The organism is Mammaliicoccus sp. K-M42, from assembly GCF_022386375.1.
GTDB lineage: Bacteria > Bacillota > Bacilli > Staphylococcales > Staphylococcaceae > Mammaliicoccus > Mammaliicoccus fleurettii.
In genome coordinates this window covers 1-21,330 of record NZ_JAJNIS010000002.1, presented here as the reverse complement: position 1 = coordinate 21,330, position 21,330 = coordinate 1, and the positions used below count along the sequence as shown (strand labels likewise).

Annotated in this window: 23 protein-coding genes; 1 reads left to right on the top strand and 22 read right to left on the bottom strand. The window is 31.1% G+C overall.

What is annotated here, in order from left to right; genetic code table 11:
* Nucleotides 1-214 precede the first annotated feature (214 nt).
* From odhB to LQ668_RS01435, 21 genes are all read right to left on the bottom strand, one after another.
* The gene (odhB, locus tag LQ668_RS01535; RefSeq protein ID WP_078358151.1) at nt 215-1,474 is read right to left on the bottom strand and encodes a 2-oxoglutarate dehydrogenase complex dihydrolipoyllysine-residue succinyltransferase; all 1,260 of its coding nucleotides are present in this window, start codon (nt 1,472-1,474) and stop codon (nt 215-217) included.
* Nucleotides 1,475-1,487: 13 nt separating this feature from the next.
* Nucleotides 1,488-4,274: a 2-oxoglutarate dehydrogenase E1 component gene (locus tag LQ668_RS01530; RefSeq protein ID WP_078358152.1), complete on the bottom strand. Its 2,787-nt coding sequence runs from the start codon at nt 4,272-4,274 to the stop codon at nt 1,488-1,490.
* Nucleotides 4,275-4,366: 92 nt separating this feature from the next.
* Nucleotides 4,367-5,743 carry a HAMP domain-containing sensor histidine kinase gene (locus tag LQ668_RS01525; RefSeq protein WP_078358153.1) on the bottom strand — a complete coding sequence of 459 codons (1,377 nt, stop codon included), beginning with the start codon at nt 5,741-5,743 and terminating at the stop codon, nt 4,367-4,369.
* Complete coding sequence (locus LQ668_RS01520; RefSeq protein ID WP_078358156.1) at nt 5,740-6,414, bottom strand: response regulator transcription factor; 675 nt, start codon at nt 6,412-6,414, stop codon at nt 5,740-5,742. Before LQ668_RS01520 ends, LQ668_RS01525 begins: the two co-directional genes overlap by 4 nt.
* A gap of 401 nt (nt 6,415-6,815) precedes the next feature.
* Nucleotides 6,816-7,424, bottom strand: a complete 609-nt coding sequence (locus LQ668_RS01515) for a phosphatase PAP2 family protein (RefSeq protein ID WP_078358158.1) — start codon at nt 7,422-7,424, stop codon at nt 6,816-6,818.
* Nucleotides 7,425-7,436: 12 nt separating this feature from the next.
* Nucleotides 7,437-8,504, bottom strand: coding sequence for an undecaprenyldiphospho-muramoylpentapeptide beta-N-acetylglucosaminyltransferase (locus LQ668_RS01510; protein ID WP_239775859.1), 1,068 nt, complete (start codon nt 8,502-8,504; stop codon nt 7,437-7,439).
* Between the two features lie 3 nt (nt 8,505-8,507).
* Entirely contained in the window at nt 8,508-9,023 is a 516-nt protein-coding gene (locus LQ668_RS01505) for a GNAT family N-acetyltransferase (protein ID WP_119634462.1), read from the bottom strand.
* 16 nt (nt 9,024-9,039) lie between these two features.
* Nucleotides 9,040-10,467, bottom strand: a complete 1,428-nt coding sequence (locus tag LQ668_RS01500) for a S41 family peptidase (RefSeq protein ID WP_119634463.1) — start codon at nt 10,465-10,467, stop codon at nt 9,040-9,042.
* 96 nt (nt 10,468-10,563) lie between these two features.
* Nucleotides 10,564-10,785, bottom strand: a complete 222-nt coding sequence (locus LQ668_RS01495; protein ID WP_078358163.1) for a YozE family protein — start codon at nt 10,783-10,785, stop codon at nt 10,564-10,566.
* On the bottom strand, nt 10,786-11,289 hold the full coding sequence (locus LQ668_RS01490) for a PTS sugar transporter subunit IIA (protein ID WP_078358165.1): 504 nt from the start codon (nt 11,287-11,289) through the stop codon (nt 10,786-10,788). It abuts the gene before it with no gap.
* A 14-nt stretch (nt 11,290-11,303) separates the two neighbouring features.
* Complete coding sequence (msrB, locus tag LQ668_RS01485; protein ID WP_107509851.1) at nt 11,304-11,732, bottom strand: peptide-methionine (R)-S-oxide reductase MsrB; 429 nt, start codon at nt 11,730-11,732, stop codon at nt 11,304-11,306.
* A gap of 1 nt (nt 11,733) precedes the next feature.
* Nucleotides 11,734-12,252 carry a peptide-methionine (S)-S-oxide reductase MsrA gene (msrA, locus tag LQ668_RS01480; RefSeq protein ID WP_078358167.1) on the bottom strand — a complete coding sequence of 173 codons (519 nt, stop codon included), beginning with the start codon at nt 12,250-12,252 and terminating at the stop codon, nt 11,734-11,736.
* 24 nt (nt 12,253-12,276) lie between these two features.
* A complete protein-coding gene (locus LQ668_RS01475; RefSeq protein ID WP_078358168.1) occupies nt 12,277-12,843 on the bottom strand; it encodes a DUF2140 family protein in 567 nt (188 codons plus the stop codon).
* On the bottom strand, nt 12,833-13,675 hold the full coding sequence (locus LQ668_RS01470) for a DegV family protein (protein WP_078358169.1): 843 nt from the start codon (nt 13,673-13,675) through the stop codon (nt 12,833-12,835). The genes LQ668_RS01475 and LQ668_RS01470 overlap by 11 nt, the downstream gene beginning before the upstream one ends.
* Entirely contained in the window at nt 13,662-14,411 is a 750-nt protein-coding gene (locus LQ668_RS01465; RefSeq protein ID WP_119634464.1) for a lysophospholipid acyltransferase family protein, read from the bottom strand. Before LQ668_RS01465 ends, LQ668_RS01470 begins: the two co-directional genes overlap by 14 nt.
* 4 nt (nt 14,412-14,415) lie before the next feature.
* Nucleotides 14,416-14,889: a dihydrofolate reductase gene (locus LQ668_RS01460; protein WP_203153274.1), complete on the bottom strand. Its 474-nt coding sequence runs from the start codon at nt 14,887-14,889 to the stop codon at nt 14,416-14,418.
* A 15-nt stretch (nt 14,890-14,904) separates the two neighbouring features.
* A complete protein-coding gene (locus LQ668_RS01455; RefSeq protein ID WP_119634466.1) occupies nt 14,905-15,858 on the bottom strand; it encodes a thymidylate synthase in 954 nt (317 codons plus the stop codon).
* 345 nt (nt 15,859-16,203) lie between these two features.
* Nucleotides 16,204-16,992: a class I SAM-dependent methyltransferase gene (locus tag LQ668_RS01450; protein ID WP_078358176.1), complete on the bottom strand. Its 789-nt coding sequence runs from the start codon at nt 16,990-16,992 to the stop codon at nt 16,204-16,206.
* Nucleotides 16,976-17,413: a BrxA/BrxB family bacilliredoxin gene (locus tag LQ668_RS01445; RefSeq protein WP_078358178.1), complete on the bottom strand. Its 438-nt coding sequence runs from the start codon at nt 17,411-17,413 to the stop codon at nt 16,976-16,978. Before LQ668_RS01445 ends, LQ668_RS01450 begins: the two co-directional genes overlap by 17 nt.
* 4 nt (nt 17,414-17,417) lie before the next feature.
* A complete protein-coding gene (locus tag LQ668_RS01440) occupies nt 17,418-18,542 on the bottom strand; it encodes a virulence factor (protein WP_203153275.1) in 1,125 nt (374 codons plus the stop codon).
* A 10-nt stretch (nt 18,543-18,552) separates the two neighbouring features.
* Nucleotides 18,553-18,747, bottom strand: a complete 195-nt coding sequence (locus tag LQ668_RS01435; protein WP_078358180.1) for a zinc-finger domain-containing protein — start codon at nt 18,745-18,747, stop codon at nt 18,553-18,555.
* Nucleotides 18,748-18,898: 151 nt separating this feature from the next.
* On the opposite strand from LQ668_RS01435, the gene LQ668_RS01430 reads away from it, so the two are divergent.
* Nucleotides 18,899-19,588 carry a queuosine precursor transporter gene (locus LQ668_RS01430; RefSeq protein WP_115337446.1) on the top strand — a complete coding sequence of 230 codons (690 nt, stop codon included), beginning with the start codon at nt 18,899-18,901 and terminating at the stop codon, nt 19,586-19,588.
* A gap of 95 nt (nt 19,589-19,683) precedes the next feature.
* Here LQ668_RS01430 and LQ668_RS01425 read toward each other — a convergent pair.
* On the bottom strand, nt 19,684-21,330 hold a 1,647-nt coding region (locus LQ668_RS01425; RefSeq protein ID WP_239775858.1), incomplete at its 5' end, for a Rib/alpha-like domain-containing protein.

Here is a 21,330-nt window from a genome sequence, read left to right as displayed (position 1 = left end):
TTATTTGATAATTATAACGATTTTGTAAGTGCGGACGCCTGAGGGAATAGTATGCGTGAGAGACTACAGGCTCGAACCATACCCTCTGGCAAATGCACGTACAAAATCATAATATTTTATAAAAAATAAGCATATCACTGTAAACTTTAAAAATCAGTTAAGTGATATGCTTATTTGTTTTGAGTTAGGGTTTATGCCCCAACCTTATCTATAATTAACTTTCTAATAATAAATCTTCTGGATTTTCGATTAAGTCTTTGATTGTTTTTAGGAAACCAACTGCTTGTTTACCATCGATAATTCTATGGTCATAACTTAAAGCGATATACATCATTGGTCTATTTTCCATGCGTTCTTTATCGATAGCAACTGGTCTTGTTACGATTGAATGCATGCCAAGAATTGCAGCTTGAGTACCATTGATGATTGGTGTAGACATTAATGAACCAAATACTCCACCATTTGTAATAGTAAATGATCCCCCCATCATATCATCTAATCCTAATTTTTTGTCTTTAGCTTTAACTGCTAAGTCTACAATGTCTTGCTCGATTTCTGCGAAGTTTTTCTTGTCACAATTTTTTACGATTGGAACAACTAATCCTTCTTCAGTAGAAACAGCAACACCAATATCATAGAATTGTTTTAAGATTAAATCAGTACCATCAATTTCAGCATTTACATCTGGATATTTTTTCAATGCAGCTACTGATGCTTTAGTGAAGAATGACATAAAGCCTAAACGAGTACCATTATGATCTTCTTGGAATTTTTCTTTTTTACGTTTACGTAATTCCATAACGTTAGTCATATCTACTTCATTAAATGTTGTTAACATAGCTGTATTATTAGATACTTCTAATAACTTTTTAGCAATTGTTTGACGTCTACGTGATAATTTTTCACGGACAACTGGTTTAGAAGGATTGTCATTTGATTTAGCTTGTGCAGGTTGACTTTTCTCAGCTTGTTTAGGTTGAGCAGGTTTTGATGCGTTTTCAACATCTTCTGGTCTAATTACATCTCCAGCTTGTGTTTTAACTTTACTTAAATCAATACCTTTTTCACGTGCTAATTTACGTGCTGAAGGAGTTGCTTGAACTCTATCATTTGATGAAGCAGTTTCTTCTTCTTTAACTTCTTGTTTGTTAGATGGTGCTACTGTTTTAGCAGCATCTTCTTTAGGTGATTCTTCCTGTTTTTCAGTTTCTTTAGAATCATTAGATGCAGGTTGTGCTTCTCCATCTGAAACGACTGCAATTACAGATCCAACTTCAACAGTTTCGCCTTCTTCAGCTTTTATTTCAGAAAGTACTCCTGCAACTTCTGAAATGACTTCTACGTTTACTTTGTCAGTTTCAAGTTCAACAATGTTTTCACCTTTTTCAACTTGGTCACCAACTGATTTAAGCCACTCTGCAATTGTTCCTTCTGTAATTGATTCTGCTAATTCTGGTACTTTTACCTCTGACATTATTCTTTTCCCCCTAATTATGTTTTAAAGCTTCTTCGATTACTTTGCTTTGTAGAATTTTATAAATTTCGCCATCGCCTTCTGCAGTTGAAGAACGAACTTTACGTCCATGATATTCAAGTTCTACTTTACGATTTTCTAGAATACTTTGTAGTTTTAAGCTTACAAATGACCAAGCGCCTTGGTTCTTCGCTTCTTCTTGAACCCATCTAACAGTTTCTAGATTTCTAAATTCTGATAGAACATTTGTTATCTCTTCTTTCGGAAAAGGATAAAGTTGTTCTAAAGCAATTAAACAAAGTTCATCGTTAGGATTTTTTTGCAATTCTGTTTTTAAGTCAATAAACATTTTACCTGATGAGATTATAACTTTTTTAACTTTAGTTTTTTTGAAAGGTTCTACTAAAATAGGCTCAAATTGTCCTTTAGTAAATTCTTCAATTGGTCTTGAAACAATTTTATTACGTAACAAGCTCTTAGGTGACATTAAAACTAATGGTCTCATTTTGTCAGTATTTAAATATTTAGCGTGTCTTCTTAATAAATGATAATAGTTTGAAGCACTCGTTAAGTTAGCAATTGTCATGTTGTTCTCACCAGCTAGTTGTAAGAATCTTTCTAATCTTGCTGATGAGTGCTCAGGTCCTTGTCCTTCATTACTATGTGGCAAGAATAGCGCTAAACCACTCTTCTCACCCCACTTAGCATTACTATTAGCCATAAAGTTATCGAAAATCATTTGTGCCATATTTGCAAAGTCTCCGTATTGAGCTTCCCAAATATTAAATGATTGTGGATGATCTACGTTATAACCATATTCGAAACCTACGACTGCTGCTTCTGATAATGGAGAGTTATGGATATCAAATGATGCTTGACCGTTTGGCACGTGATGAAGTGGTATAAATAATTTTCCGTCATTTTCATCATGTAACACTGCATGTCTTTGAGCAAATGTACCACGTTCAGAGTCTTGACCCGTTAAACGAATTGGTGTTCCATTTTGTAAAATTGTTGCAAACGCTAATTGTTCAGCATGTGCCCAATCTACTAAGCCATCTTTTTCGAAAGGTTCACGGCGTCTATCTAATACTTTATTTAATTTTTTGAACACTGTGAAATCTTCTGGATAATCAAACATAGCTTCATTGATAGCTTTTAATTCTTCAAAAGTAGCATTTTGAAGCTTATAGTCTTGACCTTCACTAATTTTGTCAGGTAAAGTCATTTCCGGATTATCCATTTGTGCATCTTTATCTATTTTATCGTGTGCAGTTCTTAGTCTCTTAGAAACATCATCAAATATTTGATTCATTTCATCTTCAGAAATGATACCATCTTCGACAAGTTTTCTTCCATATAACAACTCAATAGAAGGATGTTCTTTAATTGCTTTATACATCATTGGATTCGTGATGGATGGTTCATCCATTTCATTATGGCCATATCTTCTGTATCCAACTAAGTCGATTACAAAATCTTTGTTGAATTTTTCTCTGAAGTCCATAGCCATTTCAATAGCTTTAACAGTTGCTTCAACATCATCAGCATTTACATGGATAATCGGTAAATCATAACCTTTAGCCACATCAGTAGAATAAGTAGTTGAACGACCATCAGTTGCTTCAGTCGTAAAACCAATTCTATTATTAGTGATAATGTGTAATGAACCACCTGTTGTATATCCATCTAAATTACTTAAGTTCATTGATTCGAAATTAATACCTTGACCAGGGAAAGCAGCATCACCATGTATTAATACAGCTAGTGATTTATTTACATCTTGACTAGGTCTACCAGCATCGATTGTAGTATCTTGGTTTGCTCTAGCTTTACCAAGTACAACTGGAGAAACGATTTCAAGATGACTTGGGTTGTTTGCTAACGTAATAGATTGTTCTATTCCATACTTGCTTGTTGTTTTAGTACCACCAAGGTGATACTTAACATCCCCAGTCCAACCAGCAGTAATTTCTAATGAACCATCTTTAGGTAAGAAGATTAAAGGATTTTTATGCATAAATTCAGAAATCATCATTTCATATGGTTTCTCTAACACATGTGTTAATACATTTAATCTACCTCTATGAGCCATACCAATTTGGATATTTGGTATGTTTGCAGCATTTGTACGTTTTAAAACACGTTGTAACATAGGTACTAATGTGTCCACGCCTTCAATAGAAAAGCGTTTTGCACCTACGAAATTTTTATGGATATATTTTTCAAAGCCTTCTACTTCGGCTAAGCTTTTTAATAATTCAAGTTTTTCTTCTTTAGTAATTTCAATAGTTTTAGTTGATTCTATATATCTTTTTAGCCATACACGTTCTTCATTATTATTGATATGTGTATATTCAAAAGCTATAGGACCTTGGTAACATGAAGTCATATATTCAATTGCTTCATATGCATTATTAAATTCACCATCAAAATGATCTGATACGATTACAGATGGAAGTTTTTCAAGCGTTTCTTTTGATAGTCCAAAGTCTTGATGTGTTAATTTAGGTACGTTTTTTCTTTCTGGACGGTATACTGGATAAATATCGGCAGTTAAATGTCCATACTGTCTGATATTATCAATTAAACGCATTACACGTTTCACACTTGAGTTGTCCACCCCAGTACTTGATTGTAGGCCAGCGCCTGTGTTGTTACTAGTTAATTCATCGAATAACACTTGCAAGTCTTCTGGTACTGACTCTGGATCATTAACGTAATTATCATACATTTCTAACATTAACCCTAAGTTAGTTCCAAATCTTACAGGTGCTTCGACATGATTATCATTCTTCATGTTCCACCCTCCAAGAAAATTATAAACCGTTTACATTTCCATTTTAGCACTTAACAGTATTGAGTTAAAGGCTAATTTGACATTAAACACACTTATTTATTTATAAAAGATTCTTTAAATACAACTGAGATTTTAGTGTATTCATTTACGACACTATCTACTTTCACAGTACCATCATAAAAATTGACTAATTTCTTAGCAATTGATAGTCCTAAGCCATTCCCACCTTCTTTTCGTGAACGTGATTTATCAACTCGATAAAACCGATCAAATATAAAATCTAGGTCCTTTTTAGGTATACCCATTCCGTGGTCAATTATATCAATTGTGATATTTCTATTTTTAAGATTTGTGTTAATCTCGATGTTTTTATTTTTTGTGTCATATTTCATAGCGTTATCTATAAATATCAATAACATCTGTTCAAAATGAAATCGATTAATATTCATCCTAATTGCTTTGAAATTTGACTCAAAGTTAAATGTATAGTCTGGATGTAATGTTTTTAATGATTTAATTCTTGAGCGAATTTCATAATTTATATCTACAATATCTATTTCATCACCCGTACTAGAACGGGCATCTTTTGATAATAAAAGTAATTCTTCTACTAGTTTTGTAATACGCGTCATTTCTTCAATCGAAATATCTAAAGACTCTTCTAATACTTCAGGATTATTCTTACCCCATCTTTGAATAAGATTTAAATGTCCTTGAATAATTTGAAGTGGTGTTCTCAATTCATGAGATGCATCTTCAACAAATTGCTTTTGCTGATTAAAAGAAACTTCAAGTTGTTCCATCATATTGTTAAAAGTATGAATCATATCATCAGTTTCTTCGTAGTTAGTTGGAACTTCTAGTTTTTCTTGGAAGCCATCACGACGTATTTGCTTCATTTTATCGGATAAAATCGTGATTGGTTTAGTGATTTGTGTCGAGAATATATAACTAATAATCGCAATTAACAATAAAGCAATAAATCCAAATATTGTAGCCAAAATAATCATGAATTTAATAATAGCATTGTAATTATCGAGTGGATGAATTATAGCTTCATAGCCACTGAAATAGCTTGTGTTTACTGGCGTATAAATGACAATATAAGATCTATTATCTTTGCTCGTTTCATAAAGTTTATGGTGGCTTACTTTTTCGAATTTCGGTGTATAGTCTAAATTGTTATTATGTGTTTCTTCGAAAATAGGTTTGCCAAATTTATCATAAAGTACTATTTTTTGATTATCAGTAATTGTAGCGTTTATATCATTTGAAGTTATTTGACCTAATGTTTTAGTCTTCAATAAATTAACTGTGTCATATGCACTTCTTGTAGCTACACTAGTTTCTTGATCTTTTAAATATAAGCTTATGAAATAAATAATGAACATACTAAATAAAGCGAATATTATAAAGGTTATTGTCGTGGTGAGCATCATCCATTTTGTTTTTAATGATTGCTGTTTCATGATCTAATCACATATCCCACTCCTCTAACCGTTTCGATGATGTTTTCTTTTTTGTACGGTTTAAGTTTATTTCGTAAATAACGAATATACACATCCACGACATTCGTTTCAACTTCAGATTCATAACCCCAAACGTGATTTAATATTTGTTCTCTCTGTAGAACGAAATTTTGATTTTGAGCAAGTAATAATAATAATTCGTATTCAGTTTTTGTTAAATCCACATTTTCACCTTGAATTGAAACTGAAAATGCATTTTTATCAATAGTTAAATCATTTACTGTTATTGTGTGACTCACATTTTCTGTAGTTACATTTCTTCTAATAATCACACGAATTCTTGCTAATAATTCTTCTATATCAAAAGGTTTAACAATATAGTCATCCGCTCCATAATCAAGCCCGATAACTTTATCGTAAGTGTCACCTTTTGCCGTAATCATAATAATAGGTGTTTCTTTTTCACGACGAACACGTCTGCATACTTCTAATCCATTCATTTTTGGCAACATGAGATCAAGAAGAATACAATTATAATCTTCAGATAAAGCTTGCTTAAGACCACTTTCTCCATCATTACATATTTCTACTTCATAATCTTCATGCTTAAGTTCTAATTCGATAAATCTAGCTAAATTTTGTTCATCTTCTATGATGAGTATTTTTTTCATAACTGCACCTCGTAATAATTTATAAAAATCTTTCTATTTAATTGACAATCATTCTCAATTGATTATAATAGTAATTGAAAATGATTATCAATCATCTAAAAGAGTTCCCCCTCTATTTAGAAGGTAACATTTTCATGTTTAATAAGTTCATTATATATGAGCAGAACTATTTTATCATTTAAAATAGTATAAATTTCAAATAACTAATTGACATTCATTCTCATTTAGTTATAATAGTAATTGAAAATGATTATCAATCAACTAAAAGAGTTCCCCCTCTAAGTATGGATTGAACATTTTCTATAACCCCCTTTTATGCCCATAAAAGTAAAACACCCAAGTGATTCTGTCCAAATCACTTGGGTGTTTTTTTCTTATGTGGTTCAATCTTCAAGACTATTTTATAACTTAGTTCTTAACATGCTTTGAGTTAATAGAATACAAATAACGCCACCAATTATACCTGCAATGATGTCAGTTGGATAATGTACGCCTAAATATACACGAGATGAAGAGATCATTGCTATACATACGAGGCACAATCCTATTAAATAGGGTTTCATTGTTTTGTTGGATATTCTATATAGAACATAAATCAATGATCCAAAAAAGGCGGTAGATCCCATGGCATGTCCGCTTGGAAAGCTAAATCCAGAAATATCTATAAGTCTCAATAAAGTTGGTCTTTCTCTATCGAATATATTTTTAAGAAGTGGGTTTAAAGTACCTGATAATATCATTGTAATTGCAAAAAATAATGTCTCTATGTTATATTTTTTTAATTTCAAGTAGCAAATTACTATCAAGGATAGAGCTATCATTGCCCAAACTTCCCCTAATTTTGTAAAACCAAGCATAATAGAAGTTGTGATAAAACTTTCTGTTGAATATATAAAATTATAAACTTCATTATCAATCCACTTACCTAGTCTTGATTCATGAAAGAAAGCTATAACACCAAAAATCAAACTGAAAATAAGTATTAATAATGTACGATTAGCTTGGCTCATTCGATATCCCCCTTACTTTAAGTCTTCTTCTATTTTATTAAATAATGTTTCTTTAGTATAACTTTCTTTGAAATGAGACATTTTGTCAATAATGTCATCTCTTTCGTTTTCTAATTTGTCTAATTGCCTTACTAAATTTGATTGATTAACATCTTTTTCTTGTAATACTTTAGCATAGCCTTTTTTCTCGAAAATCTTAGCGTTATCAATTTGGTCACCTCGAGATTGATCTAATCCAAGGGGTATTAATAACATTGGTAATTTTAAAGTTGCGAATTCATAAATTGCATTTGCTCCTGCTCTACTAATAACAGTATCTGTAATAGCATAAAAGTGCATCAGTTCATTGGAAACAAATTCATATTGAACATAATTTTCATTATTGATTGTTTCATCAAGATGACCTTTACCTGTTAAATGTATAATTTGATATTTTTTAGTTAAATATTCAAGATTTTCTCTAATTGCTTTATTAAGTGCTTTTGAACCTAAACTACCACCCATAATTAAGAGAACGGGAAGTTTCGAATCAAATCCTGTTAATTTATAGCCTTCTTCTGTAGAGCCATCTCTTAAATCTTCTCTAATAATGGCACCGATATAATCAGATTTATCAGAAGGGACATATTTTAATGTTTCTTCAAATGTTGTATACATTCTTGTTGCAAATTTCATAGCAATTTTATTAGCTAAGCCTGGTGTAACATCAGATTCATGAATAATTGTTGGTATTTTCAATGATTTTGCAGCCATAATGACTGGTACACTTACGAAACCACCTTTTGAAAAAACGAGATCAGGTTTTTCTTTTTTTAAAACCTTTCGAGCATCTAATACACCTTTTATAACTTTAAAAACATCTTTTAAATTTTCAAAAGATAAATATCTTCGAAGTTTACCGCTTGATATAGCAATATATTTAGTGTCTTTTGCAGAATTCGCAATCATTTCTCTTTCTATACCATTTTTGGAACCTATATAGATCGTTTCAATGTTACGTTTTTTTGCTTCAGGTATAAGTGCTAAGTTTACAGCTACATGTCCAATCGTACCGCCACCGGTAAAAGCTATTTTCTTCATTATTTATTTCTCCTCATTTTCTATCAATTTATAATAAGCATAAAATGGTGCATTTTTATCAAATGGAAATTCATCTGTTTCATATTCACCCATTTTTATAAAATCAAATTTATGAAACAATTTTTGTGCTCTTTTATTTAGTGAAAAAGTGTCTGTTAACACGATTGATAGCTCATTTTGTGAAGCATAATCAAGAGCGAATTGCATCATTATTTGTGCAATTCCATTATACTCAGGATTCGTTGCCATTCTGTGTATAACAAGTGCATTTTCAGTACTTACTGGCCAATCAAATTGTTGATACCATTCTGCTTGTACTTGATTAATGCAAATGTAACCTACTATTTCATCATTCACTTCATGTAAATAAAGATGCCCTTTATCAATATCGTCATAGAAATCTTTTTCTATAGGATATCGATGATCCCATTGTGGATTTTGATCAGCTAACATAATAGATTTAGCCATCTCTGTAAGTTTATTTATGTGAAGTATATCTGCTCGTGTTGCTGTTCTCATTTTTACTTACCTCCATCTACTTATGAATGTATTGAATAGCTTCATCTAATTGTTTATCTTCACTACGTATTTTTTTACGTAATAATTCTATGAATTTCTTAGTAGTGTCGTCTGTAAAGATACCATTTGATTCTAATTTATGATCATTTTGGAATGCTTTTACGTTACTTTCTAGTTCATTATCGAATTTTCCATTTTCATTGCTAATATTATACCCTAATGCTTTCAAACCAATCTTAATTGATTTAATCTCTTTTGAATTATCACCTTTTTGATAAGTTTTACTTGGATCGATGATTTCTATCTCTTCATATTTTGGTGCAGAGATTTTTTTATCAGGTTTAATCCCTTTTTTATGGATATATGATTTATTAGGTGTTAACCATCTCATGTTCGTATATTTAAGTATACTTGAATCGTTAAATTCCTTATGGACTTGTCCAATCCCTTTACCAAAAGTTGTAGTGCCTAGGACGTCTGCAATTTTGTAATCTTGTAAAGCTCCTGCGAATATTTCTGCAGCGCTTGCGGATCCTTTATTCACTAATACAGAGTAATCCATATCGTCAATTCCTGACATTTTTTTATTTTCAGTTTCCACTGCTTGAGGTTTGTCACCTTTAGTTTCTAAATAAATAACTGGTTTACCTTTATCTACAAATAAATTAACACTTGTAACAACTTCATCTAATAACCCGCCTGGATTATTTCTTAAATCTAGTACAATGTGTTTTACGTTATCTTTTTTAGCTTGTTTTAGGGCTGATTTTAATTCTTTAGTTGTTTTATTTTGGAACTTAGAAATGGCAATTACGCCAGTATCTTTCTTTTTAGTATAGTCAACACTAGTAACATGAATTTTATCTCGTTTAATATCTACATCAAAAGGTTCTTTTCCTTCTCTTTTAATTGTTAATGTGACAGTTGTGCCTTTTTTACCACGTACTTTTTCAACAATTTCATTTAATGACTTATTTTTGATAGATTTATGGTCAACTTTTGTTACGATATCTAGTGGTTGTATACCTGCTTTTTCTGCAGGTGAACCTTTCATTGGACTTGTAATTCTTACAAAACCTTTATGTACTTCCATTTCTGCTCCTATACCAACAAAATCACCTGAGATTTCTTCGTTGTAAGATGTCGTTTCTTTAGCAGATATGTATTCACTATAAGGATCATCAAGCGATTTAATCATACCATCGATGGCACCTTGTGTTAATTTATCATCATCAATGTCTTTATAATAGTCTTCATCGATTTGTTCATATGCTTCTTCAATTTTATTAAGACTTTTTTGTTTGTCATTACCAAAATTTAATCCGAATTTATAAGAGGCGAATGTCACTACAGATGTTAATAGTACAGTAACAAATAATATAATTAGTAATTTATATAGTGGCATTGTAATTTCTTGCTTTTGCTTATTTTTAAATGGTTTCATTTACTCACAACTTTCTTGTCAAATATAATTTATTTTAACAGTTAATTCATACAAAGAAAAACACTTTGGTGCACTCGACACCAAAGTGTTAAACATTTAAAATTTCAACCATTCTTCATATGAATCAAATAAATCATCGAAAACACTCATTGGCTGAGTAAACATAGCTTCTGTTTCTAAATAGTCAGAAAGTGTATGATAATCATTTGTAAACTTTGGGAATGATAAATCTTGGAAAATTAAATCAGCTAATTTTCCGATTTCACTATTTTCATTACGTTTCGTTAGAGCATATTGATAGAATGAATATTGTTTCATTTATTTCATTTTCACATCAATAGCTTTAGTTTCACCTTTAACTAAACTTTCTAATGATTCAATGTTAATATTTTCTGCATCATCAGTATTTGTAATGATAACAGGACTAATAACAGATTTAACTTTAGCTTCAATCGTTTCGATGTCAAATTTCAACAATTCATCACCTTTACTTACTACGTCGCCAGTGTTTACAAGTGCTTCGAAGCCTTCTCCACCTAATTGTACAGTTTCTAGACCAACGTGTATGAGAACTTCTAAACCATTAGAAGCTTTAATACCTACTGCATGATTTGAAGGTTTAAATACATTAACAATTTCGCCGTCGAAAGGTGCTACTACAACACCTTCTGAAGGTTTAATACCAAAACCTTCACCCATCATTTTTTGAGCAAAAACAGGATCTGGAATGTCTTCTATAGCTACATATTCTCCTGTGATTGGTGCATATACTTCAACATTTGTATCTTTAGATTTGTTACCGCCAAATAATTTTTTAAACATAAGTATCTTCTCCTCTAGTTATTAAAATGATTTACTAATTCTCCATACCCTAATTCTTCTAACTTATCGTATGGTATAAATTGTACAGCAGCTGAATTAATACAATATCTTAAACCACCTGTTTCTTTTGGACCATCATTAAAGACATGCCCTAAATGGCTATCAGAATCTTCAGAGCGTACTTCAGTTCTTATCATACCATGAGTTTTATCTACAAGTTCTATAACTTCTTGATCATCTAATGCTTTTGAGAAACTTGGCCAACCGCAATCAGATTCAAATTTCTCTTCTGAAGTAAATAAAGGTTTACCTGATAATTTATCAATATAAATACCTTTATCAAAGTGGTTCCAATATTCATTTTGAAAAGGTGGTTCAGTTCCATTTTGTTGTGTAACTAAAAATTCCATTTCATTTAATTCATCTTTATTTTTTTTTAGCATTTTAACGCCCCCAATATTTTTCTATAAATGCTTTACGTCCAGAACCTTGTTGATATCCTTGGTAATGTGCAGGGTTTTTTAAATAATAATCTTGATGATGCTCTTCCGCCGGATAAAAATTCTTATAAGGTTTAACTGGTGTAATGACGGGTTTATCAAAAATTTGTTGTTCATTTAATTGATTGATTTTATTTATTGCAGTTTCTTTTTGATCTTCATCATGATAGAAAATAACTGGTTCGTAGCTTTCTCCTCTATCGAAAAACTGACCTCTATTATCAGTTGGATCAAATGTTTTAAAGTATATATTAAGAATAGATTCAAAATCTGTATCTTCTTCATCATATTCAATTTGAACTGCTTCTACATGTCCAGTTTGATTTGTACAAACTTCTTCATAAGTAGGATTCTCGGTATGTCCCCCACTATAACCAGAAGTAACTTCTATAATGCCAGGAAATTCATTGAATGGTTTCACTAAACACCAAAAACATCCCCCAGCTAATGTTGCATATGCCATAGTTGTACCTCCTTTGATGATTAATTACTTTAGCTTAATATCAAAATACCATTTTTTAGCTGAAATATCTAATGTTTGAATTTGTATAGATTCAACGTTATCAATATCTAATTGATCTAAAGAGAGATAGACAGACTCATCTTTAGGATTTACTTGAATATATGGTGGAAGGTCGCTATGTTTTTTTATTTGTGATAGTACAAATGGGTTTGAAATGTTCAGTTTACCTATATCAATAGCTTTTATTTCAAATTTTATAGTTTCATTATTTAACTTTACTGGTTTTGTTTTAAGGGTGATATCAATGTCTTTTCCCAATATTTTAGTACTTGTATCAAATGACAAAGATTTTTTTGTGATTTTCGATTGAATATTATACTTTTTAATTGAAGCATTCATTAATGATTCAAGTTCAGAATTACTAAAAGAAATCGTGAAATCTTTGTCGATTTTTTCAGAATTATTATTTGGATGGTTACTATCATCTGATATAGATACGAATATATATACCGTGGCTGTAAGTATTAAAATAATAAGAATAACAAAAGCAAAAAACCATGCCCGATGATTCATCCAATTTTTATTTTCCATAAAAGAACACGCCTATAGCGCCTTCACCTGTATGTGTTGAAACGACAGGTGTTGTTACTGCAGTATCAAACTTTTGAATATTTTTCTTTTCTTTAATTGATTTCATAAGTTTATTCACTAGTTGTTCTGCATTTGCATCTGCTATACCTATTTTAATGATTTCTTTCTTTTCTAAAAATACATCAAGTTCTTTCATAAGGTATTTAATGACAGCATTTTGAGTTCTAGCATTATGCATCATTTCTATTTTTCCGTTAATTACTTCACCAATTGGTTTAATATTCATAAGTGAACCAATAAGCCCTTTAGCTTTCCCAATTCTGCCACCTTTAATTAGGTTGTCAATATTACCTATAACAACAAATAACCTTAAATTATTTTTAATAACTTCAAGTTGTTCAACAATTTCTTCAATATTTTTTCCTTCATTAATCATTTTAACTACTTCTTCAATTTGGAAGCCATAAGCTAAAGAAATGAATTTACTATCAATAACTGTAACTTTGCTATCAGTCATTTGTGCTGCTTGCTGTGCTGCACTGAATGTTCCAGATAACTCTGAAGTCATATGAATACTAATAATGTCCGAACCATCTTTACCTAATTCGTCATATGTCTCTACTATTTTACCAATTGCAGGTTGACTCGTTTTCGGTAGTTTTTTAGCTTCTCTCATTTTTTCAAGGAATTCTGTTGAACTCATTTCAGTTTGATCTTCATAAGTAACGCCATCGATAAGTATATTTAATGGCACAACTGTTATATTGTTTTCCTTAAGATAATCTGCTGATAAGTCAGTTGTTGAATCAACGACGATTTTAATTTTTGACATAATGATTCTCCTTTAATGATTGAACAGTATTACTAATTTCCCCTTGAACATATTGGCTGACTTCTTGCATTGTTTTGTCTTCAAAGATTGAAGGATCAATCGGGTCTAAAATATGCACGTAAACATCTCCGGGAACGATTTTCTTTGAGTCTTGTGCTTCCATTATATTAGATGTTCCATATATTGCGATTGGCACAATTTTAACTTTTGCAGATTTCGCCAATTTAAATGATCCTGCTTTAAATTCTTGCATTTCTCCACCTTTACTTCGACTTCCTTCTGGAAAAATTAGCAGTGAATGTTGTTCTTTTAATTTATTTATACCATCTTTAATCATTTGTAAACTTGCTCTTCTATTTGAGCGATCTAAATAAATACAATTCATCTCTTCCATCCATGGTTTTAAAAATGGAATATTTTCTACTTCTTTTTTTGAAATAAAACCAAATGGTTGTGGTAAATGATTAATTAATACTGGAATATCAAAGTTTCCTTCGTGATTTGAAATATATAACACGGGTTCGTCTAGTGAATTTGTGTTACCAGTAATATGAGTTTGAACGCCTGCTGATTTCAAAATTCTTGTTGCCCATTTTCTAGCATATAAATAAACCATTTCATCTTGAGTTTGTATATCATCAACTAGCACTTTTTTCTTCTTAACTTTATTTAACTGTGACGTAACTAGCGCTGCATATCCAATGATATAGCCAAATGTTTTAGCTGTTCTTAACATACTATTATTTCCTTTCCAAATGCATATATGTGTGAGGTAATGTGTTTTTTTCATCTAATGTACCTGCTTCAGATGAAATAACTGTCCAATCTTTAAATTCGTATGGTGGGAAAAAGGCATCACCTTGGAATTTATCTTCAATAACAGTTATATACATATCGTCGACGCGATCCATCATTTGCTCGTATAGACCTTGTCCTCCAAATATAAATATATGTCCATCTAAATGATCAATTTCATCTAAGGAATGAATGACATCTACGCCTTCATGTTCAAAAGATCGATTTGAAGTTAATACGACATTTCTTCTATTTGGTAGTGGTCTAGCTAATGATTCAAATGTTTTTCTTCCCATCACAATAGTATTACCCGTTGTTAATGCCTTTACTCTTTTTAAATCATTTGGTAAATGCCATGGCATTTTATTATCTAAACCTATTACTCTGTTTTGATCATGACATACTATAATTGATTTCATTGTATTTACTCCTTCTTAAACTGCAATTGGTGCTTTAATACTTGGATGTGATTGATAATCTACTATTTCTAAATCTTCATATTCAATATCGAATAATGACTTATCAGTATTAATTTTAAGTTTAGGTGCAGAATATGAATCTCTAGAAAGTTGCTCTTCAATTGCTTCGATATGATTTTTATAGATGTGAGCATCTCCAAAAGTATGAACAAACTCACCTACTTCTAGTTTACATTCTTTAGCAATTAAATGTGTTAATAAACTATAACTAGCAATATTGAATGGTACTCCTAAAAAGATATCCGCACTTCTTTGATATAACTGACAGCTTAATTTTCCATCTTTAACATAAAATTGGAATAACGTGTGACACGGTGGTAAAGCCATTGTATCAATTTCAGTTGGATTCCATGCAGAAATAATATGTCTACGAGAATTTGGATTTTGCTTAATATTTTCAATTAATGTCTTAAGTTGATCAAAGCGTTGACCATCTTGATCTTTCCAATCTCTCCATTGTTTACCGTAAACGTTACCTAAGTCACCATATTTTTGCATAAAATTATCGTCGTTAAGTATTTTATTTTTAAAAATAGCTAATTGTTCTTTATATTGATCGTTAAACTTGTCATCAACTAAAGCACGACGACCAAAATCATTCATATCAGGGCCATTATATTCTTCACTTTCAATCCATTTTTTGAAAGCCCATTCATTCCAAATGTTATTTTTATATTGCAATAAGTATCTTATATTAGTATCACCTTTAATAAACCATAAAAGTTCGGTAGCGATTAATTTAAAAGATACCTTCTTTGTTGTTAATAGAGGGAATCCTTCAGACAAGTCAAATCTCATTTGGTGGCCAAATATAGAAATAGTACCCGTACCAGTTCTATCGTCTTTACTTTTACCTTCGTTTAATACTTTGTTACATAAATCATGATACGCTTTATCAAAGTTATTCATTTGAGCACCTCTTTTTCTTTATTCTTCCTTATCTATATTAACGAAAAACGTTATATTTTACTACTGATATAATAGAAAATGATATCGATAAAAGATAGAATCTTTCACTGAAATTATGTATAATAGAATTAAATTAACGAAGAGATCACAATTCAAAGGAGGCTATTTCAATGAATGAAATATTCGCTGTTATAGGGTTATTCTTATTATTAAGCTATATGATTAGTATGTGCATTACTGAATAGTACTTAAAAGGGGCAAAAGAACTTGGGACTTAAATCCCTTTCTTAACTAAAATCACCCAATCCGTTAGACTTATTTTCGGATTGGGTGAATTTTTATTTTTTATTTTGATTTTGTACTTAGTCCATAATGTGTTTTAGAACTTTTTCGTAAACATTGTGTGACTTTTAATTTTTTAAAGATATGACTTTTATAATGTGCCTTTACTATTAAATATTTATAATCTTCAATAGGTTTTATATTTTGAATTACATCTGTCATTCGAGACAATTCACCCATTCTATCGTTTTCGACTAACGTTTGTTCAAACATGTGATCTAAATAAAGTACATCTACTAATTTAGTGTTTTGCTTAACCCAATTGTTGTAATCATCATTTATAAAATGAATGCGTTCATATTCTTCTGGTTCTAGATAATTTTTCATGCCTTCTGAAATAACGAAATATATAAGAGGATTTTGCTCTATTGCATATATATTTGCTTGCTTAAAAATCTTCAATGTCATGTAACTATCTCTTCCAAAACCCATTGTTCCATCTATGAAATTAAAAGTTGATAAATTACTTGTTATATCATTCAGCATTTCTATAAGTATAGGTTGTTTCTTTTGTTTCAACATGTGTAATTTAACTTTTACAGTATCTAAATGAAAATAAATAGGAGTATCCGGTGAAAAATATAATTTTGGCCCATTACTTTCTAAAACTATGACCGGTGTAGTATCATTTTGAAATAATTGCTTAATTGTTAGTTTATTTCGTTTGATAGTTTTAACTTCATTCACAAATTCTAATTTAGATAATATAGCAAATGCATCTTCTACTTGATTGTAGAGAGATGCATTAACTTTAACTGCAGTTGTTAATCTAACGTTAGTCACAGTATTCATCAAAAGCGTCTTTAATATCCATGCAAATCTCTTGGATATCTCTTCCTTCAATATGTTCACGTGGCATAAAGTATTTAAGCTCTTTACCTTTAAATAAAGCCATAGATGGACTTGATGGTACTTGAGCAATATATGCTCTCATCGTTTCTGTTGCTTCTTTATCTTGACCAGCAAATACAGTAGCTGTTCTAGCAGGTTTCTTATCATTTTGCTGAGCTACTGTGACAGCTGCCGGACGAGCTAAACCTGCCGCACAACCACATACTGAGTTAACTACAATAAACGTTGTTTCATTTTGATCTACATTATCCATAAAATCTTTAACTGCATCAGGTGTTTCTAAACTTTCGAAACCTTGTCCAGTTAATTCTGTTCTCATCGGTTGAGCTAATTCTTTCATATATTGTTCGTATGCATTCATAATATTATTCCTCTCTCTTTCTATTCGCCATTTGTTTCCACACAGATCCTAAAGCAGCTTCACCATTTTCAATTCTTTCAATTGCCATTTGAACTTGTAGTTTAACGTCAAATGCTGGATCATCTTGTCTGTTTTTTAAAGCTTCTAAAGCTGTTTCATTGCCTTCATCAAAAATAAACATAGCTGCACGCCATCTTACAATTTTTTGAGGATCTTCAAGTGCTTCGATCATAACGGGTAAAGCTTCTTTATAACCTAAGTCACTTAAACAATCTCCAGCAGTTCTTCTTACAGAAACAACTTTATCTTTCATACCTTCATATAGATAAGGTAATGTTTCTTTTTGCTCTATCATTCCTAATAAAACGATCGCCATTCTTCGTACTTGAGGTTTCTCATCATGTAATGCTACTTCCAATAATGGATAATCCTCTTCAGTAGGAGTTGGAAAATCGTTTAACATTCTTAATTTTACTTTCCAATCTTGCTCTTGTTCAAAAGTTTCTTTATCGACATGAACAAATTGTTTTTCAGGAATTGTAATATCACTTGTTAAAGCTTCTTCAACTAGCTCATCTAAAATTACTTTAGGATATAATGCTAGTAATTCTTCTTGTACTGTTTCAAGAACTTCTTCAACTTCTCCATAACGAACGCCTAAATCTTCCCATTTTCTCAAAAATACAACATTATCAGTGTCTTTAGTAGCTTTCAACATACTATCGATATAAATCTCTGGTAATTGTTTTCTCTTTTCTTGTTCTTGAGTTGTTAATTTAATTTGGTAAGGAATTCCTTTAAACTTTAAGACTTCTGCTTTTACTTCACCAAAATGTTCATTTACTTGATTGTTATTTGAGTCTAAATCCTGATCTGATCCAGATATAGCAGTTGTTACATCTTTTAGTAAAGTATCCCAATTTTCTTTAGGACGTTTATCCACGGCAATAAAATCCATTACATGGAATACAGATTTAATCCCTTCTAAATTTAATATACGGTTAATGAATTCAGGATTATGATCATTAACTTCTGTATAAGTGTTTGAAGATCTGTCTTCCTTTTTAAATGATAAAACGATTTTCATAGTGTTAGGACTTGGTGTTGGTTCAACTCTAACAATTTCCATAATATCCTCCTTATTGCAATTTGTTGCCTAGTTGTTTAATTCGTATACCTACAGAACATTCAGATATACAATATTGATGTGCTTGGTGTTTTCCTTGAGTTTCTCTATAATGCGTTTTAAGTAAACACCCTTTGCAGTATGTTTCCATTAAATGATCTATTTGTTTGATTGCTACTTTTTCTTCTTGAGCTAAAATAAGTGTCACTCCCTTACTAGACCGTTATTATACCATTCATAATACGAATTGTTTACGATAAAGCTTGTTGATTTTTATAACTTTGAGCCGTATAATAAATAAGTTCGATTATCGCGGTTTCTAAACACCCGCAATATCAAAATTTAGGAGGAACAAAGTTATGTATAATGAATTAATAGGAATCGGTACATTCTTCATCACATTTATATTGATGTTAGTCCTATACCGTTTCTTTGGAAAAACTGGCCTGTTTGTTTGGGTTGCTATAGGTACTATTATAGCAAATATACAGGTTATTAAAACAGTAGAACTATTTTCAGTTAGTGCAACACTTGGAAATGTAATGTTCGCATCAATTTATCTTGCAACAGATATATTAAATGATATATATGGTAGAAAACAAGCTAAAAAAGCAGTTTGGCTTGGATTTTCATCAGTTATCGTCATGGTTATTTTACTTCAATGTTCGCTAACATTCATACCAGCTCAAGATGATGTTTCACAAAAAGCGCTGGAAACTATTTTTAATATTGTACCTAGAATTGCATTAGGTTCAATAATCGCTTATGTTATTGGACAACATTTAGATGTACTTTTATTTAATTTAATTAAGAATAAGTTCTCATCAGATAAAACATTCTATATAAGAGCATATGGTAGTACTATTGTCAGTTCTATAATTGATACAGCAATATTTGTGTTAATTGCATTTTATGGCAACCTACCAAATAGTGTAGTATTTGAAATCTTTATTACAACATATTTCTTAAAACTACTTACAACAATATCAAATGTACCATTCGGTTACATTGCAAAGTCAATGTATAGAAAAGGCAAAATTAATGATTAAAACAGATAAGTATTATAACTTTTAATACTGAAAAAATCTCCCAATCCTTAAAATTATTTTAGGAATGGGAGATTTTTTTAACACATTATATATTATTAATTCTCTTCTTTTTTATCTTTACGACGACCAAATAATAATAATGCGCCCACACTTGCAAATAAAGTACCGAATAAAGTTGTGTTTTCAATTGGTTGTTCACCAGTATTAGGTAGAACTTCTATTTTTGAAACATTTTCATTATTCATTTCTTTATTTTTAGTGATTTTATTTTGTTCATTGCCTATTGAAGTGTCTTTTAAAGCACTTTCTAGTTTATTATTAGACAATTTGTTTTGATTATGAGGTTCTATAAGTTCATGAGATTTAATTGTTTGAACAGAATCTTTATTTTCTGTCTTTCTAGAATTTGACATGTCATGTCCACTTTCTTTTGAATTAACAATTATTTTAACATTTACTATTTCTGTAGAACCATCTGGATAAGTAACTTTAACAGGAATAGTTTGCTTAGTACCTGAAATTACATTTGCTGGAGGTGTAACTGATAACGCACCAGTTTTAGAATTTATTTTTATATTCCACTTACTTGATACTGTTGCTCCAGGTATTTCGAATTTTGTGTTTTTAGGCAGTTTTCCATCACCAATTTGTGGAACGGTAATACTTTTATCAGGTGAAATATTTATCGGATTATCACCATATCCAGGCTTGTTTTTATCTACATCTTTAACTTTGTTATTAATCATATCAGTAGGATTTGATTGTAACTTAAGTTTTGAATTATCTGAAGCAATCGGTGATTCTGCTTTACCCGTTACTTTGGCTGTATATTTGTTTTCAGGTAATGGTGCTATTGGTATAATTTCAACAATACCTTGATCATTAGCGATCCCTTCTCCAACCTTGTTACCATCTTTATCGAAAATTTCTACTTTATATCCTGGTTTAGATATTATTATAATTGGATCTTTTGTACTAGCTTTACCCGTTAAGTCTGTTTGAGTATCAGGTTTAGTTGATTGTGTTGTATCTTTCGATTTGACTGGTTCAGAAGCATCAGACGTATTCGGTGTTTCAGCGTTATCCGTTGCTTTGGCTGAGATATTACCTTCAGGTAATGGTTTTGTTGGTGTAATTTCAGCTACGCCTTGATCATTAGCGATGCCTTCACCAATCTTATTACCATCTTTATCGAATAATCCTATTTTAGATCCTGGATCAGCTTTTACAACGATTGGATCTTTCGTACCAGCTTTACCAGTTAAATCTGTTTGAATCACAGGTTTAGTAGGCGGCGTTGTATCTTTCGATTTGACTGGTTCAGAAGCGTCAGACGTATTTGGCGTTTCAGCATTATCTGTCGCTTTAGCCGTGATATTACCTTCAGGTAATGGTTTTGTTGGTGTGATTTTAGCGATACCTTGATTATTAGCGACGCCTTCACCAATCTTGTTGCCATCTTTATCGAAGATTTCAACTTTAGTTCCAGGGTCAGCTTTTACAACGATTGGATCTTTCGTACCACCTTTACCTGTTAAGTCTGTTTGAATCACAGGTTTAGTTGGCGGTGTTGTATCTTTCGATTTGACAGGTTCAGAAGCATCAGATGTATTCGGCGTTTCAGCATTATCTGTCGCTTTAGCAGTGATATTACCTTCAGGTAATGGTTTTGTTGGTGTGATTTCAGCTACGCCTTGATCATTTGCGATACCTTCACCAATCTTATTGCCATCTTTATCGAA

What these genes read in the sequence shown, in the direction of transcription:
- odhB (WP_078358151.1), bottom strand. Translation starts at nt 1,474, where the DNA reads ATGTCAGAGGTAAAAGTACCAGAATTAGCAGAATCAATTACAGAAGGA.
- LQ668_RS01530 (WP_078358152.1), bottom strand. Translation starts at nt 4,274, where the DNA reads ATGAAGAATGATAATCATGTCGAAGCACCTGTAAGATTTGGAACTAAC.
- LQ668_RS01525 (WP_078358153.1), bottom strand. Translation starts at nt 5,743, where the DNA reads ATGAAACAGCAATCATTAAAAACAAAATGGATGATGCTCACCACGACA.
- LQ668_RS01520 (WP_078358156.1), bottom strand. Translation starts at nt 6,414, where the DNA reads ATGAAAAAAATACTCATCATAGAAGATGAACAAAATTTAGCTAGATTT.
- LQ668_RS01515 (WP_078358158.1), bottom strand. Translation starts at nt 7,424, where the DNA reads ATGAGCCAAGCTAATCGTACATTATTAATACTTATTTTCAGTTTGATT.
- LQ668_RS01510 (WP_239775859.1), bottom strand. Translation starts at nt 8,504, where the DNA reads ATGAAGAAAATAGCTTTTACCGGTGGCGGTACGATTGGACATGTAGCT.
- LQ668_RS01505 (WP_119634462.1), bottom strand. Translation starts at nt 9,023, where the DNA reads ATGAGAACAGCAACACGAGCAGATATACTTCACATAAATAAACTTACA.
- LQ668_RS01500 (WP_119634463.1), bottom strand. Translation starts at nt 10,467, where the DNA reads ATGAAACCATTTAAAAATAAGCAAAAGCAAGAAATTACAATGCCACTA.
- LQ668_RS01495 (WP_078358163.1), bottom strand. Translation starts at nt 10,785, where the DNA reads ATGAAACAATATTCATTCTATCAATATGCTCTAACGAAACGTAATGAA.
- LQ668_RS01490 (WP_078358165.1), bottom strand. Translation starts at nt 11,289, where the DNA reads ATGTTTAAAAAATTATTTGGCGGTAACAAATCTAAAGATACAAATGTT.
- msrB (WP_107509851.1), bottom strand. Translation starts at nt 11,732, where the DNA reads ATGCTAAAAAAAAATAAAGATGAATTAAATGAAATGGAATTTTTAGTT.
- msrA (WP_078358167.1), bottom strand. Translation starts at nt 12,252, where the DNA reads ATGGCATATGCAACATTAGCTGGGGGATGTTTTTGGTGTTTAGTGAAA.
- LQ668_RS01475 (WP_078358168.1), bottom strand. Translation starts at nt 12,843, where the DNA reads ATGGAAAATAAAAATTGGATGAATCATCGGGCATGGTTTTTTGCTTTT.
- LQ668_RS01470 (WP_078358169.1), bottom strand. Translation starts at nt 13,675, where the DNA reads ATGTCAAAAATTAAAATCGTCGTTGATTCAACAACTGACTTATCAGCA.
- LQ668_RS01465 (WP_119634464.1), bottom strand. Translation starts at nt 14,411, where the DNA reads ATGTTAAGAACAGCTAAAACATTTGGCTATATCATTGGATATGCAGCG.
- LQ668_RS01460 (WP_203153274.1), bottom strand. Translation starts at nt 14,889, where the DNA reads ATGAAATCAATTATAGTATGTCATGATCAAAACAGAGTAATAGGTTTA.
- LQ668_RS01455 (WP_119634466.1), bottom strand. Translation starts at nt 15,858, where the DNA reads ATGAATAACTTTGATAAAGCGTATCATGATTTATGTAACAAAGTATTA.
- LQ668_RS01450 (WP_078358176.1), bottom strand. Translation starts at nt 16,992, where the DNA reads ATGAATACTGTGACTAACGTTAGATTAACAACTGCAGTTAAAGTTAAT.
- LQ668_RS01445 (WP_078358178.1), bottom strand. Translation starts at nt 17,413, where the DNA reads ATGAATGCATACGAACAATATATGAAAGAATTAGCTCAACCGATGAGA.
- LQ668_RS01440 (WP_203153275.1), bottom strand. Translation starts at nt 18,542, where the DNA reads ATGGAAATTGTTAGAGTTGAACCAACACCAAGTCCTAACACTATGAAA.
- LQ668_RS01430 (WP_115337446.1), top strand. Translation starts at nt 18,899, where the DNA reads ATGTATAATGAATTAATAGGAATCGGTACATTCTTCATCACATTTATA.